This is a genomic window from Campylobacter gracilis, from assembly GCF_018374135.1.
In the GTDB taxonomy this organism is placed as follows: Bacteria; Campylobacterota; Campylobacteria; order Campylobacterales; family Campylobacteraceae; genus Campylobacter_B; species Campylobacter_B gracilis_A.
Genome location: NZ_JAHAFS010000013.1, coordinates 1 through 17,296 on the forward strand (window position 1 = coordinate 1; position 17,296 = coordinate 17,296).

The following is a 17,296-nucleotide window of genomic DNA, read 5'->3' on the forward strand; positions in this document are numbered from 1 at the left end:
TCTAAAATTCTAAAATTCTAAAATTCTAAAATTCTAAAATTCTAAAATTCTAAAATTCTAAAATTCTAAAATTCTAAAATTCTAAAATTCTAAAATTCTGCCCGCGAAAACCCGCGCAAATTCCGCAATCTATAACATCATCGAAAAGATTATGCCGAATATGATTAGCGGGATATTAAAGAAAATAAAGGTCGGCACGCAGGTATCCCACATATGGCTATGCTCGCCGTCGATATTCAGCCCCACGGTAGGCCCGAGCGTGCTATCGCTCGCAGGCGAGCCCGCATCGCCGATACCCGCAGCCACGCCGATGATAAAGATCGTCGCCGCCGTACTAAAGCCCAGCTGCGCGGCTAGCGGGCAGTATATCGTAGCGATGATAGGGATCGTGCCGAAGCTCGAGCCGATACCCATCGTCACCAGCAGTCCGATGCCGATCATCAGCAGCGCACCGCCTAGCTTGCCGCCGCTTAAAGTGCTCGCTACGTGCACCAGCTCGTTCACGCCGCCGGTTTCTTTTAAGATCGTGCCGTATCCTGCGGCGATCAGCATCAAAAACGCGATGTAGCCCATCATATGCACGCCCTCGTCAAATACGTTATCGAGCTTCTTCCACTCGATGCCCTTGCTAGCAAGCATCACTAAAATTCCGCTAAGCGCGGCAAACGGAAGGGATTTGATCCAAATTTGCACCGCGAAGCACACCGCGATGCCCGCTAGAGCGCCCCATTCGCGCATACCCATCTTAAGTTCGCTAAAATGCGCATCCAGGCTCTGTTTGGTTTCGGCATACTCCCTCGGCTTGCGGTAGTAGATCACGGCTAGCACTAGCCCCACGAGCATCGGCACGGCGCTTAGCCACATCACGCTCGATATGTCGCCAAGGCTTACCGCGATGCCGTTTGCGTTCATATTTTTTTCGATTAGCCCCATAAAAATAAGTCCAAATCCCAGCGGCAGCGCCATATACGGCGTCTGCAAGCCGAACGTCAGCGCGCACGCTACGGCGCGGCGGTCGATCTTTAGCGAGTTCATGATCTTGACTAGCGGCGGGATCAAAATCGGGATAAAAGCGATATGCACGGGGATTAAATTTTGTGAGAAGCACGCAAAAAAGGCGATCGAAAAGATAAAGACGTATTTTTTGTCGCTGATTAAATTTGCTACCGCGCGCACCAAGATCGCCGTTAAGTTGGTCTTTGAGATCGCACTTGCGATGACGCCTAGCAGCAGATATGAAAGTGCGGTTTCTAAATTTCCGCCCATGCCGAGGCTGCCGGCGTTTTCGGGGTTGCCGTTTATGAATAAATTTATGGCATCGCCCAGCGGGATATTGCTTGAGAGCACGGCGCATATGGTGCCGATTAGGATCGCGAGCATTACATTGCACCTCAGCAAGCATAACGCGCACATCACACAGATACTGATAAATACGGGATTGGTAAGCATCTTTTGCCTTTTTTGGAATTTTTGCAATTATATAGAATTTAGGGCTAAATTTTGCTAAAATCGCGCAAAAAATCGGCTAGGACGATGATGAAATATTTTTACTCCTCTTTTGTAGTAAGCCTAATTGCGCTTGCTATCGCGTTTTATATCGGCGGTGCGGGTGCTGCATACATCTGCGCGCTTTTATGCGCACTCGAAATCAGCCTCAGCTTCGACAACGCCGTAGTTAATGCCAAGGTACTAAAAGATATGGCGCCGGTGTGGCAGAGCAGATTTATACTCTGGGGCATTCCGATCGCGGTTTTTGGCATGAGGTTTTTATTCCCCGTACTAATCGTCGCCGCTAGCGCGCATCTGGGTCTTTGGGAAACCCTCGTGCTAGCGCTTAAGCAGCCGCAGCGCTACCATGAAATTTTAAGCGAGAACGAAGCGCAAATTTACGTTTTCGGCGGCGCGTTTTTGTTGATGGTCTTTTGCGATTTTTTCTTCGATGCGCAGCGCGAGCTACACTGGCTAGGCATAATCGAAAATAACGGGCTCGTGCGATTTTTAAAGCGCATTCCAAATGCGCCCACGCTGATCGCTCTAGCCGCGGGGCTCGCGCTGCTTGCTAAAACGGGCTCGGCTACGCTCGGCGCGGCGTATTTCGGCGCGATCCTGCTCTATCTGCTCATCTCCTGCTTTGACCGCCTTTTCGGCACGGACGGCGTAAAAAACGGCCTCGCGGGCTTTTTGTATTTAGAAACCCTGGACGCGAGCTTTAGCTTCGACGGCGTGATCGGCGCGTTTGCGCTAAGCGACAATATCTTCATCATTATGCTGGGGCTAGGTGCCGGCGCGATGTTCGTGCGCTCCATCACGCTGTATCTCATCGCTCGCGGCACGCTGTCGCACTTCGCGTATCTGGAGCACGGCGCGCACTACGCTATCGCATGTTTGGCGTTTATAATGTTTGCCAAGTTGAAATTTGAAGTAAGCGAGATCATAACCGGCACCGTGGGGATCTTATTTATCGCGCTATCGCTCCTTTCGTCGGTGCTTTACAACCGCCGCAACAAACGCAAACTGATCGAAACGATCGCGGGAAACAACGAGTGAAATTTCATAGCGAGCTTTGCGGCGCGCAGGCTAAATTTTAAAATTTCAAGCTACCGCCGCAAGCGGTAAAATTTAATCGGTTGCACCGCGTTAAATTTCAAGAGACGCTAAATTCTAAAAGCTGCTAAATTTAAAGACGCGAACGATGAGATTAAAATTTTACGAAAAGCGTTAAATTTTAAGACGCGAGATGGCATTTTAAAATTCAAATCAGCGATCGCGCGAGCTCAAGCCTTTATCGCGCAATCTCTGTAGCTCCTCGCCGCCGGGTGGCGGGCTATTCGCGGGCTTGCCATTCTCGGTTGCGCCGCCAAAAAGCTCCTCATTCAAACGCAGCTCGTCAATGATACCAAGAAGCTGCAAAACCTCGGCCTTTATCCGCTCGGCGTCTCTTGACGTAGTGCGCGGCGAAAACAGCGCGGCTTCGAAGCGGTTTTTCGCGCCGTTTAAAAATAGATAAAATTTTCCGTCCATAAACGCCGCGCTAAGAGCGATCTTGGGCGCAAGCTTAAGCTTCAAAGCCCCGAGACGCTCCATAAAGCTAGGCGTCAAAAGATACCGCGCCTCGATCTTATCGCTTGCGAACACGCGAAATTCCTCGCCGAAAATCACATCGTCCATCAGCTCCTGATCGCCTAAAAATTTTGTGCCTGGCGAGCGGTCCGCGATGATAGTCCGTCCTTTAAATTTCTTATAAAACTCGCACACCAAAACCGAGCCGCTAAAGGCCTGCACGTATTCGCCGAGCCTCCAAGCGTTCCAAAGCGCGATCGCCGACAGCAAAAAAGCCGCGGAAAGATCGCTCTTGGATCTTTGGGATAACTCTACAAGCCTCATAGATTCTCGCGTTTCATAGATTTTTATCGCCTCGCTTAGGCTAAATTTCACCCCTTTATAAACGCCGTCTATCTGATCCTCGGCTACGAATTCATTATTCGGATAGATGCCCGTTTTGCGGATTTCTTCTTCGTCTATGCCGCTTTGCGGCTCATATCTAAAGGCGGGATCGATATCTGAAATAATAGCGCGGACGAAGGCGTCTTTGTAAAAGGCGTTGTACTCCCACTTGGCGATGGAATCATCATAAATCCCCCATACGCAGCTTACTGCAATTATCGGGATCATCGCGGACATCAGCACGGCGGAAGAGTATTCGTTTTGGATCAAGCCGTGGATAAACCAGCCGACGGAAAAAACCGCGATGCATAGCAATAAAATCAGCGGTTTTAGAAATTTTATCTTACACTGCTGTTGCTTTTTTGCCAGCTCCTCTATCGCTCTGTCAATATCCAAATTTAACTCCAAATTTGATTTTGCCGAAATTTTGCCCCTTATTTTACGCTAAATTTTATTAAAATTTCATCCGTTAAGCGGGTTTAAGATTTTTTATGCTATTTTTGCGACCTATTTCGATCAAAAGGCGAGAGATGATAAATTTACCGAAAAATTGCGTGGTTTTTACCTATCCGAAAATGGGCGACAGCGGCAAATTTTTGCCCGCAGAGTTGCGCGGCGCGGCGGGGCTTACTGGCTGCACGCTTCAGTGCAAGGCCTACGAGAGCGCGTTTGCGCAGATAAAAGCCCTCGGCTTCGAGCTTATCGCCGTAGGCAGCATGGGCGAGGCGGGCACGAGCGAGTTTAAGCGCGCTACGGGCGCTACGTTTGAGTTCATAAACGACGAAAAATTCGAGCTTGAAGCGCCGCTGTGGCTCGAAACCTTCACCACCGGCGACGGGAAGAAATTTTACCACCGCCAAACCCTGATTTTTAGAGACGGCAAGGAGATAAAGCGCTTTAGCCGAATCGCGGAGCCCGAGCAAGACGCGCAAAACATACTTGCGGCGCTAAGAAATCTATAAATTTTAAAGCGCGAGCAACTTGCGGTGCCGCTATTAGGCGTACTTAATGATCCGTGCTAACGGCCCGAACGTTTTAAATTTACTCAAATTCTAACTTCTCATTTTGCAGATACTCGCGGATTTGAGCGTCGAATTTTTTGCGGGCGGTGTGCGGAGAGAGGATCACGAAATGCGGAAAAAATCTTTGCGCGAGCATCAAAATCATATCGTCACTGCTGATCTCGTAGCTTACGCGGCTCCAGCCGTTTTTAAATTTACCTTCGATCTTTTGCGAGCGAAAAAACTTCTTTGCTTCGAAAAATTTTAAAATTTTGGGCGATAAAGCGACTTCGCACATATAAGTCTCGACGTCGTATCCGTCGTAAAAGCTCTCCATATTCAGCAGGAATTTCCGCGTATGCTCGCTGAGATTGAAGGTATTTGCGTGCAGCACGACCTCTTTTATAAATTTAATCCGAATGATGCGAAAGCCATTATTTACGGGATTTTGCGCATCGATGATCGCAAGCTGCCAGTTTCCTTTAGAATAGATTATTTTTAACGCTTTGGCGCTTTTTATCGTCTCATCTTCATACGTGATATCGCAATATTTTTTAAAGCCGATCGCCTTGCGGAGCTTGATCAAAACCCCGATCTTAGGTGGCCTTTCGTGCGGACTACCCTTGATCAAAAATATATCCGCAAGCTCCTTGGCGAGCTTTTCGTCCACGCGTTTATACGCAGGCGGCAAAACCTCGGTAAAGCCTGGATTGATAACATGAAGCAGATCGGCGAGCTTTTGAAACTCAAGCTTTTCCTTTTCACTTGGAAGCGTTAGTGAGCTGAGTAAATTTTTATCGGTGATGCCTACGTTGCCGCGTTCGGTAAGAATGAAATTTTCGGCACCGAAAAACTCGCGTAGATCGGCAAAATACCGTCTCAGCGTACGCTCGCTAAGGCCCGTGGTCGCGGCGTAAGATTTAAGGTTTATCTCGCCGGTATGCACGAGTACGCTAAGCAAATTTAAAAACTCGAATATTTTTTTATTACCCATCTACGCTCCTGTGCTCAGGTTAAATTTAGCACGGCAAATTTAAAGACTATCGCGCCAATGAAATTCTACCATAGCCCAAGCACTTTCCACCAAGCCCCGCCGATAAAAGTCCATATCACTAAATTTAGCGTAGTCATTATAAATCCCAGCCGCCACCATTCGTTTTGCGTGACGTATCCTGCGCCAAAAATTATCGGAGCAGGTGCGCCGCCGTAGTGAGTAACCGGCATCATTAAATTCGACGCATACGCAAACACTAAAGCGACCAGATACGCAGGCGCTCCCGCAGCTACCGCAACCGCAGCAAAGGTCGCATACATCGCGGCGATGTGTGCCGTGAGACTAGCAAAAAGATAGTGCGAATAGACATATACCAAAAGCAAAATTCCAAGTGCGGCGATCCATGGGATTCCGCTGACGCCCGCAGCTACGAAGTCTGCAAACCACTTAACCAGACCTAGCTTACTAAGACCGCCCGCAAGCGTGATAAGCGAGCCCATCCAGATGAGCGTATCCCAGCCGCCTTTTTCACCGAGCACATCCTGCCACGACAACACATCGCTTAGCACCAGCGCGCAAACGGCAAGCATTCCCACCGTCGTAGCGCCGATGCCCGTTAGCCCGCCCGTAGCTCAAAGTGCGAGCGCGCAAACAAACACGCCTACGACCACTTTTTCGCCGTAGCTCATCGCGCCCATAGCGGCTAACTCTTGACTTGCGATCTGCTTTGCCTGCGGATATTTTTTAAGCTCGGGCGCATAAATTTTATAAAGCAAGCTCGGCATCAAAGCAAGCGATACAAGCCCCGGCACGATAGCGCCCATCGCCCACAAAGACCATGAAATTTGAATACCTAGCGTATCGGCGGCGAGCTTTGCGATGAAAGGATTACCCGCCATCGAGGTTAGAAACATTGCGTTCGTGATGCCATTGCTTTGCCAAAGCGTCTGCATCAAATACGCACCCGCTCTGCGCCTGGAATCGCCCGGTTCAGAACCCAGCGCGCTGCTTAGCCCTTTTACGATCGGAAAGAGTACGCCGCCCGCTCTCGCTCCCGCAGAAGGCATCGCGGGCGAAATGATAAACTCGCTAATCACGATAGAATAGCCGATCTTAAGGGTGCTGTCGCCGATTAGAGAGATGATTTTATATGCGATCCTGCGTCCAAGCCCCGTCTTTATAAAACCTCTCGCTAGAATAAAAGCGCAAAAGATAAGCCAGATCGTCGTATTGCCGAAGCCGCCCAGGGCATCGGCAGGTTTTAAAACTTTTGTCAAAACCGCAACCGTAACGCCGATGAAGGCAATCGCGCCGATCGGAATAGGCTGAAGTATGAGCCCTAAAATCGTCGCCACCACGATAGCAAATAGATGCCAGGCCTGCGCGCTTACTGCTTGCGGGTGCGGGCAAAACCAGATCGCCGCGCCGACTGCTATAAGCGCTAAGAATTTTATAAATTTCGGATTCATAATGACCCCCTGATTTTATTTTGCCTCATTTGTCCCGCCGTAAATTTAGCCTAAACGGCGGCGAGGCTTTAAATTTAATCGCTTCAAGCTAACGGCAAACTAGACGAAATTTTAAATTCTCCGCCGTGCAGCTTGCTACCTGCGGCGCGCAGCAAATTTGGAGAATTTTAAATTCTCTATTTCGCGGCGTGCGGCGTAAAATTCCACCGCGATTCAAAGTCGCTTTAAATTTCACGCGCTGCGCGAGCTTCGGTAAAATTTTATGAATTTTACCTGCAACCGCAGTAGCCGTGCCGCGTAAGGTCGTGCGAATTTAAAGCCGATTTTACGCCGCGATCGCGAGCCGTTTCCGCTACGCAAAATGAACGAGCAGAGCGGGCGCGCTTTTACGCGTCGCGACGACCCGCCCTTTGCAATGTGAAGCAGAGCAAAAGCCCCGCCTACCTCTTGCTGTCTGCTAAAACCCTATCCACAAACGCCGCACTCTCGCCCGTATAAAGTTCCGGATTCATGATCTTTTCCAAATCGGCGCGACTAAAGTATTTGGCAACCTCTTCGCGCTCGAGCAGATCGTCGATAACCGGCTTACCGTCGGTGAAAGCCTTCATGCAGACCTCATAGACGATCTCGTGAGCGCTCATCCTGCCGAGCTTTTCGCCAAGGTGCAGCATCACGGCTTCGCTTAACATAGCACCCTTTAGCGCGTCTAGGTTGCGGCGCATATGCTGCGGATAGACGATCAAATTTTCCAAAATATCGTTTTGCTTCTCAAGCGCCGCGGCCAGGCATACGCTAGCATGCGGTATGCAGTCCCATTCGACGGCTTCACAACCCCAATCTCGCTCATTTTCGCACTCCATCGCCTCGACCGCAAGAGGCGCTTGAGCACGCACGATCTTAGTAAGTGCAATGACGCTCTCGCAAACCTGTGGGTTACGCTTATGAGGCATCGTAGAGCTACCCACTTTACCCATAAAAAACGGCTCTTCGACCTCGCAAATTTCGGTTCGCTGAAGACTTAAAATTTCATGCGCGATACGTCCGATCGTGCCTGCGATGAGCGCCTGCAAAGCTACGAATTCCGCGATATGATCGCGGCTTGGATGCCAGGATATGACGGGTACGTTTAAGCCAAGATCTTCAAACATCAGCTTTTGCATCTCAAAACCCTTGCCTTCCTGGCTTGCTAGCGTACCCACGGCGCCACTAAGTTGCCCTACGAATAATCGCGGCTTAATCTCCTCCAAGCGCTGCAAGCTGCGCTTGATCTCCTGCGCCCACATCGCGACTTTGAAACCAAACGTGATCGGCAGCGCGTGGATCACGTGCGTGCGGCCCGCCATTACGGTATTTTTATATTTTTCTGCAATTTTTAGGCACTCGCGATATGTTTTATCTAGTAGCCTTGTAAGCAGCGCGTGCGCCTCGCGGATCTGCAAAATCATGCCGTTGTCCATTATGTCCTGGCTCGTAGCGCCCCAATGCACAAACTCGCCGCTATCGTCGTCAAAGACCTTTTTAAACTCCTTCAAAAGCGGCACGATGGTGATCGAGCTTTTGTAATTCTCGCCGATCGCATCTAGATCCAAGAGCTCTGCGCGAGCAAATTTCGTGATCTGCTCCGCTCTACGCGGTTCAATTATACCGAGCTTTGCTTGTGCTCTAGCAAGCGCAGCCTCGGTATCAAGCCACTTTTGTACGCGATTTTCATCACTGAAAATTTTCTTCATCTCCTCGCTTGCAAAAAGCACCCCAAAGACCCTGCTGTCGATTGAACTTGAAGCCATTTTTTACTCCTTGGCAAAAATTTAGCCGAATTATACTCGCGGTCGTGGTCAGAATTTGACCGAATAAAAAATAAGTAGTTTTCCTTAAATTCAGCATTTTTAATTAAAATGGCGCTAGATTTAACGGAGGCGGGTATGAAAAAATTTCTATTTTTGGCGCTATTCTGCACCCTTGCGGCAAACTGCGACGAGAGCGGGCGGACAGATAAAATTTCTGCGACGGGCAAAACGGGCAAAACAACGAGTATCGGCGAGACCGCAAGCGCGTGCTTTATAAAGAGCGGCGAAGCAAGCGCCGGCTCGCAAAGCAGCGCCGATGCGGTCATCCAAACGGACGGAATTTCGCGGGCGGATCTGCAAAGCTGCATCGTAAAAAGCGACGAAGGCTCCTGCGAGCGCGTCGCGCGCGGTCTTAAAAGCGGCTGCGAGCGCAAAGATCAGCTGTCGTGCTTTTTCTACGCAGATGCGCTAGGGCGCGGCTTGGGCGTAGAGAAGGACGCCGTGGCGTCGTTTGAGCTTTTTCGCGAGCAGTGCGATGCCGGCAGCAGCGAGGCATGCTACGAGCTGTCGGTCAAATATCTACAAGGAATCGGTACCTCTCAAAGCTTTGAGCTCTCGGGGCAGGCGCTAGACAGAGCGTGCAAAATGCACAACAAGCGCGCCTGCGCGGTGCTCGATCTACTGCCGAAAAATTAGCATAGCAGAGGCGATAAAATTTCTGGCTTCAATCGTAAATAGTGCGCGCGAGCCTTTTAAATTTTAGCGAGTGCGGCGCGATGAAGCAGTAAATAGGGGCGAGCGGCAGATAAACGAAATAAAAGGAGCAGAGATGAAAGCTTTAAAGCTTGTGCTGGCGGCGGCGCTGGCGCTTAGTTTGGCAAACGCGGACGACAAAGCCAAAGAGTTTAAATTTAGCAGCGCAAAAACCAGCGCGCTTTTAGCAAAATGCAGCAAAAAGGACGCCGCCGCATGCTACGAAGCGGCGATGAGATACGAGCTGGGCGGTCGCGGCGTCGTGCGAAACCGCCTCAAAGCGCAGGGCTTTTTCGCAGACGCCTGCGAGCTCGCCACCCTCGCTGAGCGGAAGCAGGGAGATAAAATGGGCGGCACAGGCAAACGCGCGATGAGCGATCTGCGCGAGCGAGCTTGCTTAGGCAACGCCGCGGCGCTGGAGAGTTTCGCGAGCGGGCAGTGCCGCAGCCTCGTGATATACGACGAGCTTTGCGAGGGAGGATCGCAGGAGGCGTGCGACAATCTGGCGCGAATGAAGCGCGAAGGCTGGGCGCCTAAGGAGAGCTGCAGCGAGGAGATAGTCGCAAAATTCGGCGACGGCAAGCCGCAGAGATGAAATTTCACCCTATTTTGCAGCGATAGAATTTTTGGAATTTTAGCAAAATAAAATTTGCCGAAATTTTAGTAAAGCTCGACCGAAAATGGTAACAAGGCGGACTAAATTTTAAATTCTAAAACGCGTTTAAATTTGCGTCGTAAGCGGCGTTAGTTTTAGCTCGGCAAAAATCGAAATTTGCGCGCTAAAACTTTAAAATCAAAAATTTCGCGTAACGGCTGGAGCTACAATTTTAAGAACTAGAATTTAAACAAAATCTACAATCTAGCCGTGATGATGATATAATTTTTTAGAATTTCGCAAGCGTAAAATTTATCAAAATTTTGCGTATCTACGTCGAGCCGCTCCCAAAAAAGCGCGAAATTTGAATTTTAAACTGCCGTCTTGTGTGCAGCGGCGAGAATTTCGGACAGCGAGAAGTTTAAGCGGTAAGAATTTCAATTAATGCGGATTAAAATATAGGTGCGGTGGGCAAATGCGTGCACCGCAAGCGATGGAATTTCAAATATGAGTTCAAGGCTCGCTAGACGCGGAATTTAAACGCCACGAGCGATAAATTTCAAAACACCCATTTTAAAATTGCGAAGCGGAAATTTAAATTTAAGTGCGGTGAGCGATTAAATTGCAAAAAGAAGCTTAAATTTAAATATCGCAGTTCACAAATTATGCGATGAAATTTTGCGTCTAAATTTCGCAAGATTGGGTGTGCGATAAGTATTTGCAGTATCGCAGCGAGACTATCAACTAAGCTCCAATCACGCTAAAGCCCTATTTACCGAGCGCTCGCGCAAGCGGGTATTGCAAACCGCCGAAGCAAAAAAAGCCTGATCGAAAGCGTTTGTGGCGTATATCTCAACCTACCGCGCCTCATATTTTGCTCTATAGCCTAGCTCGCGAACGAAATTTTAGATTTTGAAATTTAGCGCAAAAATATTATAATTTCGCCCAAATCACGGCTAGGACGGAAAATGAACTCACGCGTGCAAAACAAATATCTAAAATCAAAAATTATGAGCGCCGAGAAAGCCTGCGAACTGATCCCAAATGGCGCATCGGTGGGCTTTAGCGGCTTTGTTGGGGCGGGCTGCGCACTAGCGCTACCACAAGCTCTGGCACAACGAGCGACGGCGCTGCACGAAAAAGGCGAGCCCTATCAAATTGAAATTTTTACAGGCGCATCGACCGATCCGCTTTTAGACGGAGTTTTGGCAAAAGCAGGTGCCGTGAGCTTTCGCGCGCCGTTTTTTACGGATGCTGATATGCGCCGTGCGATAAATAGCGGCGCCGTGCGATACGCGGACGTGCATCTATCAAGCCTTGCCGCGCAGCTTAAGGCGGGCTTTTTTCCGCATCTAAACTTTGCTGTGATCGAAGTAGTGGCAATTAAAGAAAGCGGTGAGCTCGTGCCGTCCACATCGCTAGGCAACAACCAGGCCTGGCTCGATATCGCCGATCGCGTGATTTTAGAAGTGAATTACTATCAGCCGCTTGAGCTGGAGGGCATTCACGACGTTACGGATCTGCGCCTACCGCCGCATGCCGAGGATCTGCCGATCAAGCACGTAGGCGATCGTGTAGGCAGCCCTTACATGCATGTAGATCCTGCCAAAGTAGTCGCTGTAATAGAGGCTAGGACGCATGATCGCGTCAATAATTTTACCGCCGTGGATGAAATTTCAAGTGCGATCGGGCGCAACGTCGTAAAATTCTTAAAAAACGAGGAAGCTTGTGGCAGACTTCCCGCAAAGAAGCTACTGCCGCTACAATCGGGCATCGGCAACGTCGCTAACGCCGTGCTTAGCTCGCTACAAGGCGCCGGCTATCAAGGGCTGCAGTGCTACTCCGAGGTGATCCAAGACGGCATGCTAGATCTCATCAAAAGAGGCGTCGTAGGCACTGCAAGTGCCACAGCGCTATCGCTTAGCCCTGCAGGTGTCGAGGAATTTCAAAAAAATATCGATTTCTACCGCAAGCACATCATACTACGTTCACAAGATGTCTCCAACTCGCCAGCACTCATCAGAAGGCTTGGCGTCGTATCGATGAATGGCATGCTAGAGGCAGACATCTACGGCAATGTAAACTCCACTAACGTCATGGGCTCGCAGATGAAAAATGGCATCGGCGGTAGCGGTGACTTCGCTCGCAACGGATATTTGTCGCTATTTCTTAGCCCGTCGCTAGCTAAAGGCGGCGCGATCAGCGCTATCGTGCCGTTCGTGAGTCACGTTGATCATACCGAGCACGACACTCAAGTCATCATCACCGAATACGGCATCGCCGATCTGCGCGGCAAATGCCCTCGTGAGCGTGCTCTCGCGATGATAAGCATCGCGCATCCCACTTACCAAGACGCGCTGAGAGATTATTTCGAGCGGGCATGTGCGCAGCCCTGTGCGGGGCATACTCCACACATCCTAAGCGAGGCGCTGTCGTGGCATCAAAGATTTAAGGATACGGGGAGTATGAAGGCTTAGAGCGAATTTGCTTGAGCTAATGCGCTAAAGCCTAGAATTTAAGCTCATTCTCGCTGAAGTGGGAAGTTTGCACTTAAAAATTCCGCCTGCATTTGAAAGCTCTATCGCTACTTAGAGTAAAGCTCGTTAAAATTTTTATTTTGCAAAGCTCGCGCGAAATGTTATAAAACGAATGGATCGAAATTTACGCCATAAAATTTTAAAATTTGCAGGCGGATTTAAGGCGCGGAATTTAAAATTTTATCGCTACTAAATTTTAAAATTTAGCCCTAAATTTGCAGCTAACGCATTTCAAATTTTAAAATTTTACGGCTTGGAATTTTAAAATTTTAAACTTCGTAAAATTTCATCCATAAATCCGCTATTAAATTTTAAATTTAGCTCTCACTTCATTTGCCACGCGTAAGCTTTTTTGGCAATTTAGCTATAAGGCGCGCCATAAGTTTGCGATAAAACCGCGCAGTATCTGCCAAGATGAATTCTGTATAAATTAAAGCGGCGGCTTGCTAAATCAGAATTTCTCGCCTTACGGAGGCGATCTTTGGCTCGTAAATTTAAAAAGGCGGGCTATAGACCGCGGCGAGATGAGATTAGAATTTTATCCTCGAGGGCTCCATTGGTTTGCTGTAGAAGTAGCCTTGCATATATTTAATCCCCATCTCTTCTAAGATGATTGAAATTTCGTGGTTTTCTACGTATTCGGCGATGAGCTCGTAGCCCTGCTTGCGCGCGAAGTTAGCGATAGTTTCGACGATAGCGCGCGAGTTTTTATCGTTTGCGATGTTTTTGATGAGCGCTCCGTCGATCTTTATGTAATCCACGTCAAGCGTTAAAATTCTATAGTAGTTGGAGTATCCGCTGCCAAAATCGTCTATCGCGACCTTGCAGCCGTAGTTTTTGGCTACGGCGATGAAGCTGCGTAGGCTCTCGTAATCGTCGAATTCCTCGCTTTCTAAAATTTCGATGAATAGATTTGAAGCGTTTGGACTGGATGCGAGCTTGCGCTCTAAGAGCTCCTTGATGCCTTCGTTTGCGATGTCAAAATATGAAAGATTTATGCTAAAGCAAGTCCCTGCGAAGCGGTCTAGCAAGCGAAAAGCTTCGTTTATTACGACCTGAGTTAGTGGGATGTAAAGCGAGGTCTGCTTTGCGATGTCGATAAACTCACCCGGGCAGCGCGTCTTGCCTGAGCGGTCGATTAGGCGGATTAGAATTTCATATACTAATGGGACATAATCACCACCCTCGGTGCCGTATGTGTTACCACTAGGATCGCGGTGGGTGATATCAAATATGGGCTGAACAAGCACAAAGACTTGATTTTTCTTGATCGCGTTTTGAATGGTGTTGATCATAATCTGATTTTGCAGATATTTTTCCTCAATCGTATTTGGGCGCGAGTAAAAGCCCACATGCTCGTTTTTGCTCTGCGCCTCATACATCGCCATAACCGCTTGAAAGACCCTATTTGCGCCACCCGCTACGTCTGCGCGTTCGCTCACGCCCATCGTGATATTTAAAGGCGCGGAGGCAAAGCCCTCGGTGGTATGAAGATTAAAAACTTTGTCGGTGAAATATTTATTTATAATCTCCACGTCGCGCGTGACATTTAGCCCCTCGTAAAATAGGCAAAACTCATCCGATTGGATGCGAAAGATACTAGCTTTGATCTCGTGCGATTCTATACACATCGCAAGCGTGCGCGCAAATGAGCGCAGAATTTCATTCGTCGTCTCCGCCTTGTAAAAAAGCCGTAAATTTGCAAAATTTACGATAGTGATGTAAATCGCTACGCCCGTTTTTTCGGCGTTTATTAGCTCATATAGCGCCGCTTCGTTGCCCTGGCCCGTAAGATGATCGATATAGACTTGATTGTTTAAGCTCTCTTTTGCGCTCGCAAGAGCTAGTTTCATAATCTCGCGCTCGCCGATGTCATGAGCGTAAAGCGCATATAGTGGCGGCTTAGACGTAGCAGCGATATTTGATAGCCTTAGGCTCACATCGACTAGCTCGCCGTTTTTACGAAGCAGGCGCGTATCTTTGGCGCTTTTATTTACCATCGCAGGAAGTTCGATCCCTTTATCTTTGGGCATCAAAACTCCAAGATCACTCCCTTCCAGCTCGCTTTGTTCGTAGCCGCTTAAGCTAAGCGCGCTTTTATTAGCGTATAAAATTTTAAAGCTCTGATCTGCTAAAACTATCGCTTCGCCTGCCTCCTTGCATAGCGCGCGATAGGGCGCGAGGGCGCGTTTGCTACGCAAAGCATCGGAATTTATGATGTAAGTAAGCAGTAAAAACGATAAAAACACCGCCGTGTAAAGCATCGTCATTTGCATAAACGAGCTGTAGAATTCCTCGCTAGCGTAAGAAAATCGCTCGCGCAGGCTTGCGAAGCGCTCGTTTAGTAACGAGAGATTATCACTTACGATGATATTTTGACGCTCGAAATTCCTTAAAATTTGCCGCGCGATTCCTATAAACGCAGCTTCGTCGGGGCTTGACGCATCTGCGCTTTCTAGCGCGCTTTTTAAAGCAGAGATCTCGGAGCGATTTTTATAGTTAAGCCCTAAAATTTGAGAGTAGAGATTTGCTCTTTGCGCATTTGCACCACTGGATAAAAATTTTTGCTGAAGACTTTGAAAAAGGATTAAATTCTGCGAATTTAAAGCCCCAAGCTCGTCCAAAAGTGAAATTTTATCGCTAAAAGCGCTTCCGATCGCGCGCACATCGCCGCTAAGTCCGATTTTATCAATGATTTTATCTTTTTGCAGAGCTTGTAGCACCTGATAGATGCCGCGCATATCGGCATTTGCAATCGAAAAGTCCCTTCTTGCGATCTTTGCATCAAATAATATATTTAAGCGGTTATCGGCGTTATCGATCAAAGCTAGCTCGCGCGAAATCGTGCTAAATCTCGCTACATCTCTTAGCGACGAGAAATAATTCCCGGCGATGATTATGCCTAATATCATAATCCCCACCATCAAAGCCCACATTATCTTATCTTTCATCCTGCGCCTCCGTCGTCTCGCCCTTAAGTGTAGCTAAAAAGCTCATCAAAGCATCAAGCTCCCCATCGCTAAGATCGTATTTTAGCAGATCCTTTGCGATCTGCCGCACCGCAAGGCGCAAATCCATCTGCCCGTTTACGTAAGGCGCGGTTTGCGTGATATTGCGCAAGCTAGGCACGCGGCGCAACTCAAATCCGTCGGAAGTGAGCCTATGCCTAGGCGCATCCTCCTCTTCCGCGCTTGGACGAATTTTAGTAAAGCTGCCGGTGCCAAGGCTAACACCGTTATGACATGCCGAACACAGCCGCACAAAAAGCACATATCCGTTATATTCGGCATCATTTAGCTTAACCTCGCCGCGCAAAAATCGGTCAAATTTGGAATTTATCGCCGTTTTGGACTTTAAAAATTCCTTTAGCGCATCAATGAAGTTCGCCGTATTCGCCTCGCCGTAAGCACTTTCAAAAGCCTGCTTGTAGGCTAAATTCTTCCTGATAAGCTCTAAAATTCTATCTTCGCTCGCATCAAGCTCGTTCTTGCCAAAAACAGACGCCGCGATCCGCGCTTCAAAGCCCGCGAAATTATAATCGCCCAAGTAACGATCAAAGTAATAAGAATTTATTAGTGTAGGCACGCGCCCGTCGCGCACCGAAGCGCCTGAGTCGTTTAGATAGAAGTTGTGGCAGCTCTCGCAGGAGCGGCCTTTGCTGCTAAATCTTACATCGGTAAAAATTTTTGCACCCAGCCGCGCCTTTTGTGGATCATATTTAGGCATCTCAAGCGGCGTAAAAAGATTGCCGCAAAGCCCCAAAAGCGGCGCCAGGCTAAATATAAAACAGCTTAAAGCTCGCTTCGATCTCATCGCTTATCATCCCGCCTTTAGCCCGCTTTTTCAAAATCTCCTCGATCTCGCGTTCGCTAGCCTTCGCGCCGTCCATATGTAGGTGCCACGTAGCGTTTTGCACAGCTTCTTGCAGGCTGCGTTTTTGCTCGCGCCTCTCGGTTAAAATTTCGCTTTTAAACTTGATGTCGCGCGCTCCGAGCAGCGCCTCAAACTTTTCGGCGGCGGTAGCAAGTCTTTTAGCTCCTGTGCCAAAGCGCTCAAACAGCGGCGCCAGCATCGACGAATTGCGCTCGCTCGCCCAGTTTAGATAAATTTTGCGCTCGCCCAAAGCCAAAAATGCCTCAAAATCCTCCGTGCTTTTTAGCGCGGGACTCATCGTAAGAAACGCGATGTCAAAAGCTGCGGGAATTTTAAAATTTTCGCTCTCGCGGCTTTTGCTCGCAGCGTCTTTTAAATTTAAAGCCTGCGCTTCTTGAGCTTGCGCGTTTGAAATTTCGCTCTGCGGGTGCGGATAAATTTTAAAATTTTCGCCCGCCGCGTCTGCAAAACCATTGCGGCTCAGCCGCTCGTAAAACTCCGCAAAGCTTAAATTTAATACGTTTTGCAAAGGGATGCCAAACTCCTGCGCGCTGCGCCTTAGCTCGCGCAGCATCCCCTCCGAGCTATCGATCGCCGTGACCTTTGCGCCCAGCGACGCGAGATACAGCGAATAAACCCCCGTGCCGGCGCCCACGTCGAGCACGCTTTTGCCCGCAAAGCTCACGCCCCAACCGCGCAGTATCTCAAACACCCGCTTGCCGAAATCGCCCGGCTCGCCGCTAAATTTAGCGTAACTTTCGGACTTTTTATCCCAGCTATTTTCATCTGATTTTTCGCCGATTTTCTCCACCGCTAGCCTTTAAATTTTTTGTAATAATAGCA

The 17,296-nt window shown here is 48.8% G+C and carries 12 protein-coding genes and 1 pseudogene; 5 read left to right on the forward strand and 8 right to left on the reverse strand.

The features are described from left to right. Positions 1–129: 129 nt before the first annotated feature. Positions 130–1,449, reverse strand: coding sequence for a Na+/H+ antiporter family protein (locus KH703_RS07020; RefSeq protein WP_304295204.1), 1,320 nt, complete (start codon positions 1,447–1,449; stop codon positions 130–132). A gap of 87 nt (positions 1,450–1,536) precedes the next feature. Here KH703_RS07020 and KH703_RS07025 point away from each other — a divergent pair, with 87 nt between their 5' ends. Beyond that, positions 1,537–2,547, forward strand: a complete 1,011-nt coding sequence (locus KH703_RS07025; RefSeq protein WP_177388797.1) for a DUF475 domain-containing protein — start codon at positions 1,537–1,539, stop codon at positions 2,545–2,547. A 210-nt stretch (positions 2,548–2,757) separates the two neighbouring features. Here the strand turns inward: KH703_RS07025 and KH703_RS07030 are convergent, their stop codons facing one another. Then, positions 2,758–3,840 carry a DUF3137 domain-containing protein gene (locus tag KH703_RS07030; protein ID WP_304295205.1) on the reverse strand — a complete coding sequence of 361 codons (1,083 nt, stop codon included), beginning with the start codon at positions 3,838–3,840 and terminating at the stop codon, positions 2,758–2,760. A 134-nt stretch (positions 3,841–3,974) separates the two neighbouring features. Here KH703_RS07030 and KH703_RS07035 point away from each other — a divergent pair, with 134 nt between their 5' ends. Then, the gene (locus KH703_RS07035) at positions 3,975–4,406 is read left to right on the forward strand and encodes a redoxin (protein ID WP_304295206.1); all 432 of its coding nucleotides are present in this window, start codon (positions 3,975–3,977) and stop codon (positions 4,404–4,406) included. Positions 4,407–4,485: 79 nt separating this feature from the next. On the opposite strand, the gene KH703_RS07040 is transcribed toward KH703_RS07035, so the two are convergent. The 3 genes and pseudogenes from KH703_RS07040 to purB all read right to left on the reverse strand — a co-directional run bounded on the left by KH703_RS07040 (position 4,486) and on the right by purB (position 8,695). Continuing rightward, the gene (locus KH703_RS07040) at positions 4,486–5,439 is read right to left on the reverse strand and encodes a YafY family protein (RefSeq protein WP_304295207.1); all 954 of its coding nucleotides are present in this window, start codon (positions 5,437–5,439) and stop codon (positions 4,486–4,488) included. Between the two features lie 65 nt (positions 5,440–5,504). Beyond that, a pseudogene (locus KH703_RS07045) lies at positions 5,505–6,908 on the reverse strand (anion permease). A 440-nt stretch (positions 6,909–7,348) separates the two neighbouring features. Next, the gene (gene purB, locus KH703_RS07050; RefSeq protein ID WP_304295208.1) at positions 7,349–8,695 is read right to left on the reverse strand and encodes an adenylosuccinate lyase; all 1,347 of its coding nucleotides are present in this window, start codon (positions 8,693–8,695) and stop codon (positions 7,349–7,351) included. A gap of 135 nt (positions 8,696–8,830) precedes the next feature. Between purB and KH703_RS07055 the strand changes: the two genes are divergently transcribed. The 3 genes from KH703_RS07055 (at position 8,831) to KH703_RS07065 (ending at position 12,520) form a co-directional block, all read left to right on the forward strand. Beyond that, the gene (locus KH703_RS07055; RefSeq protein ID WP_304295209.1) at positions 8,831–9,391 is read left to right on the forward strand and encodes a tetratricopeptide repeat protein; all 561 of its coding nucleotides are present in this window, start codon (positions 8,831–8,833) and stop codon (positions 9,389–9,391) included. 133 nt (positions 9,392–9,524) lie between these two features. Further along, positions 9,525–10,043, forward strand: a complete 519-nt coding sequence (locus tag KH703_RS07060; RefSeq protein WP_304295210.1) for a hypothetical protein — start codon at positions 9,525–9,527, stop codon at positions 10,041–10,043. 968 nt (positions 10,044–11,011) lie between these two features. Further along, positions 11,012–12,520: a succinate CoA transferase gene (locus KH703_RS07065; protein WP_304295211.1), complete on the forward strand. Its 1,509-nt coding sequence runs from the start codon at positions 11,012–11,014 to the stop codon at positions 12,518–12,520. Between the two features lie 590 nt (positions 12,521–13,110). Here KH703_RS07065 and KH703_RS07070 read toward each other — a convergent pair. Genes KH703_RS07070 through KH703_RS07080 form a run of 3 tightly spaced genes read right to left on the reverse strand, consistent with a single transcriptional unit; the run spans position 13,111 to position 17,264 of the window. Next, the gene (locus KH703_RS07070; RefSeq protein ID WP_304295212.1) at positions 13,111–15,531 is read right to left on the reverse strand and encodes an EAL domain-containing protein; all 2,421 of its coding nucleotides are present in this window, start codon (positions 15,529–15,531) and stop codon (positions 13,111–13,113) included. After that, the gene (locus KH703_RS07075; RefSeq protein ID WP_304295213.1) at positions 15,521–16,393 is read right to left on the reverse strand and encodes a cytochrome-c peroxidase; all 873 of its coding nucleotides are present in this window, start codon (positions 16,391–16,393) and stop codon (positions 15,521–15,523) included. Before KH703_RS07075 ends, KH703_RS07070 begins: the two co-directional genes overlap by 11 nt. After that, positions 16,356–17,264, reverse strand: a complete 909-nt coding sequence (locus tag KH703_RS07080) for a bifunctional 2-polyprenyl-6-hydroxyphenol methylase/3-demethylubiquinol 3-O-methyltransferase UbiG (RefSeq protein WP_304295214.1) — start codon at positions 17,262–17,264, stop codon at positions 16,356–16,358. Before KH703_RS07080 ends, KH703_RS07075 begins: the two co-directional genes overlap by 38 nt. Positions 17,265–17,296: the final 32 nt, after the last annotated feature.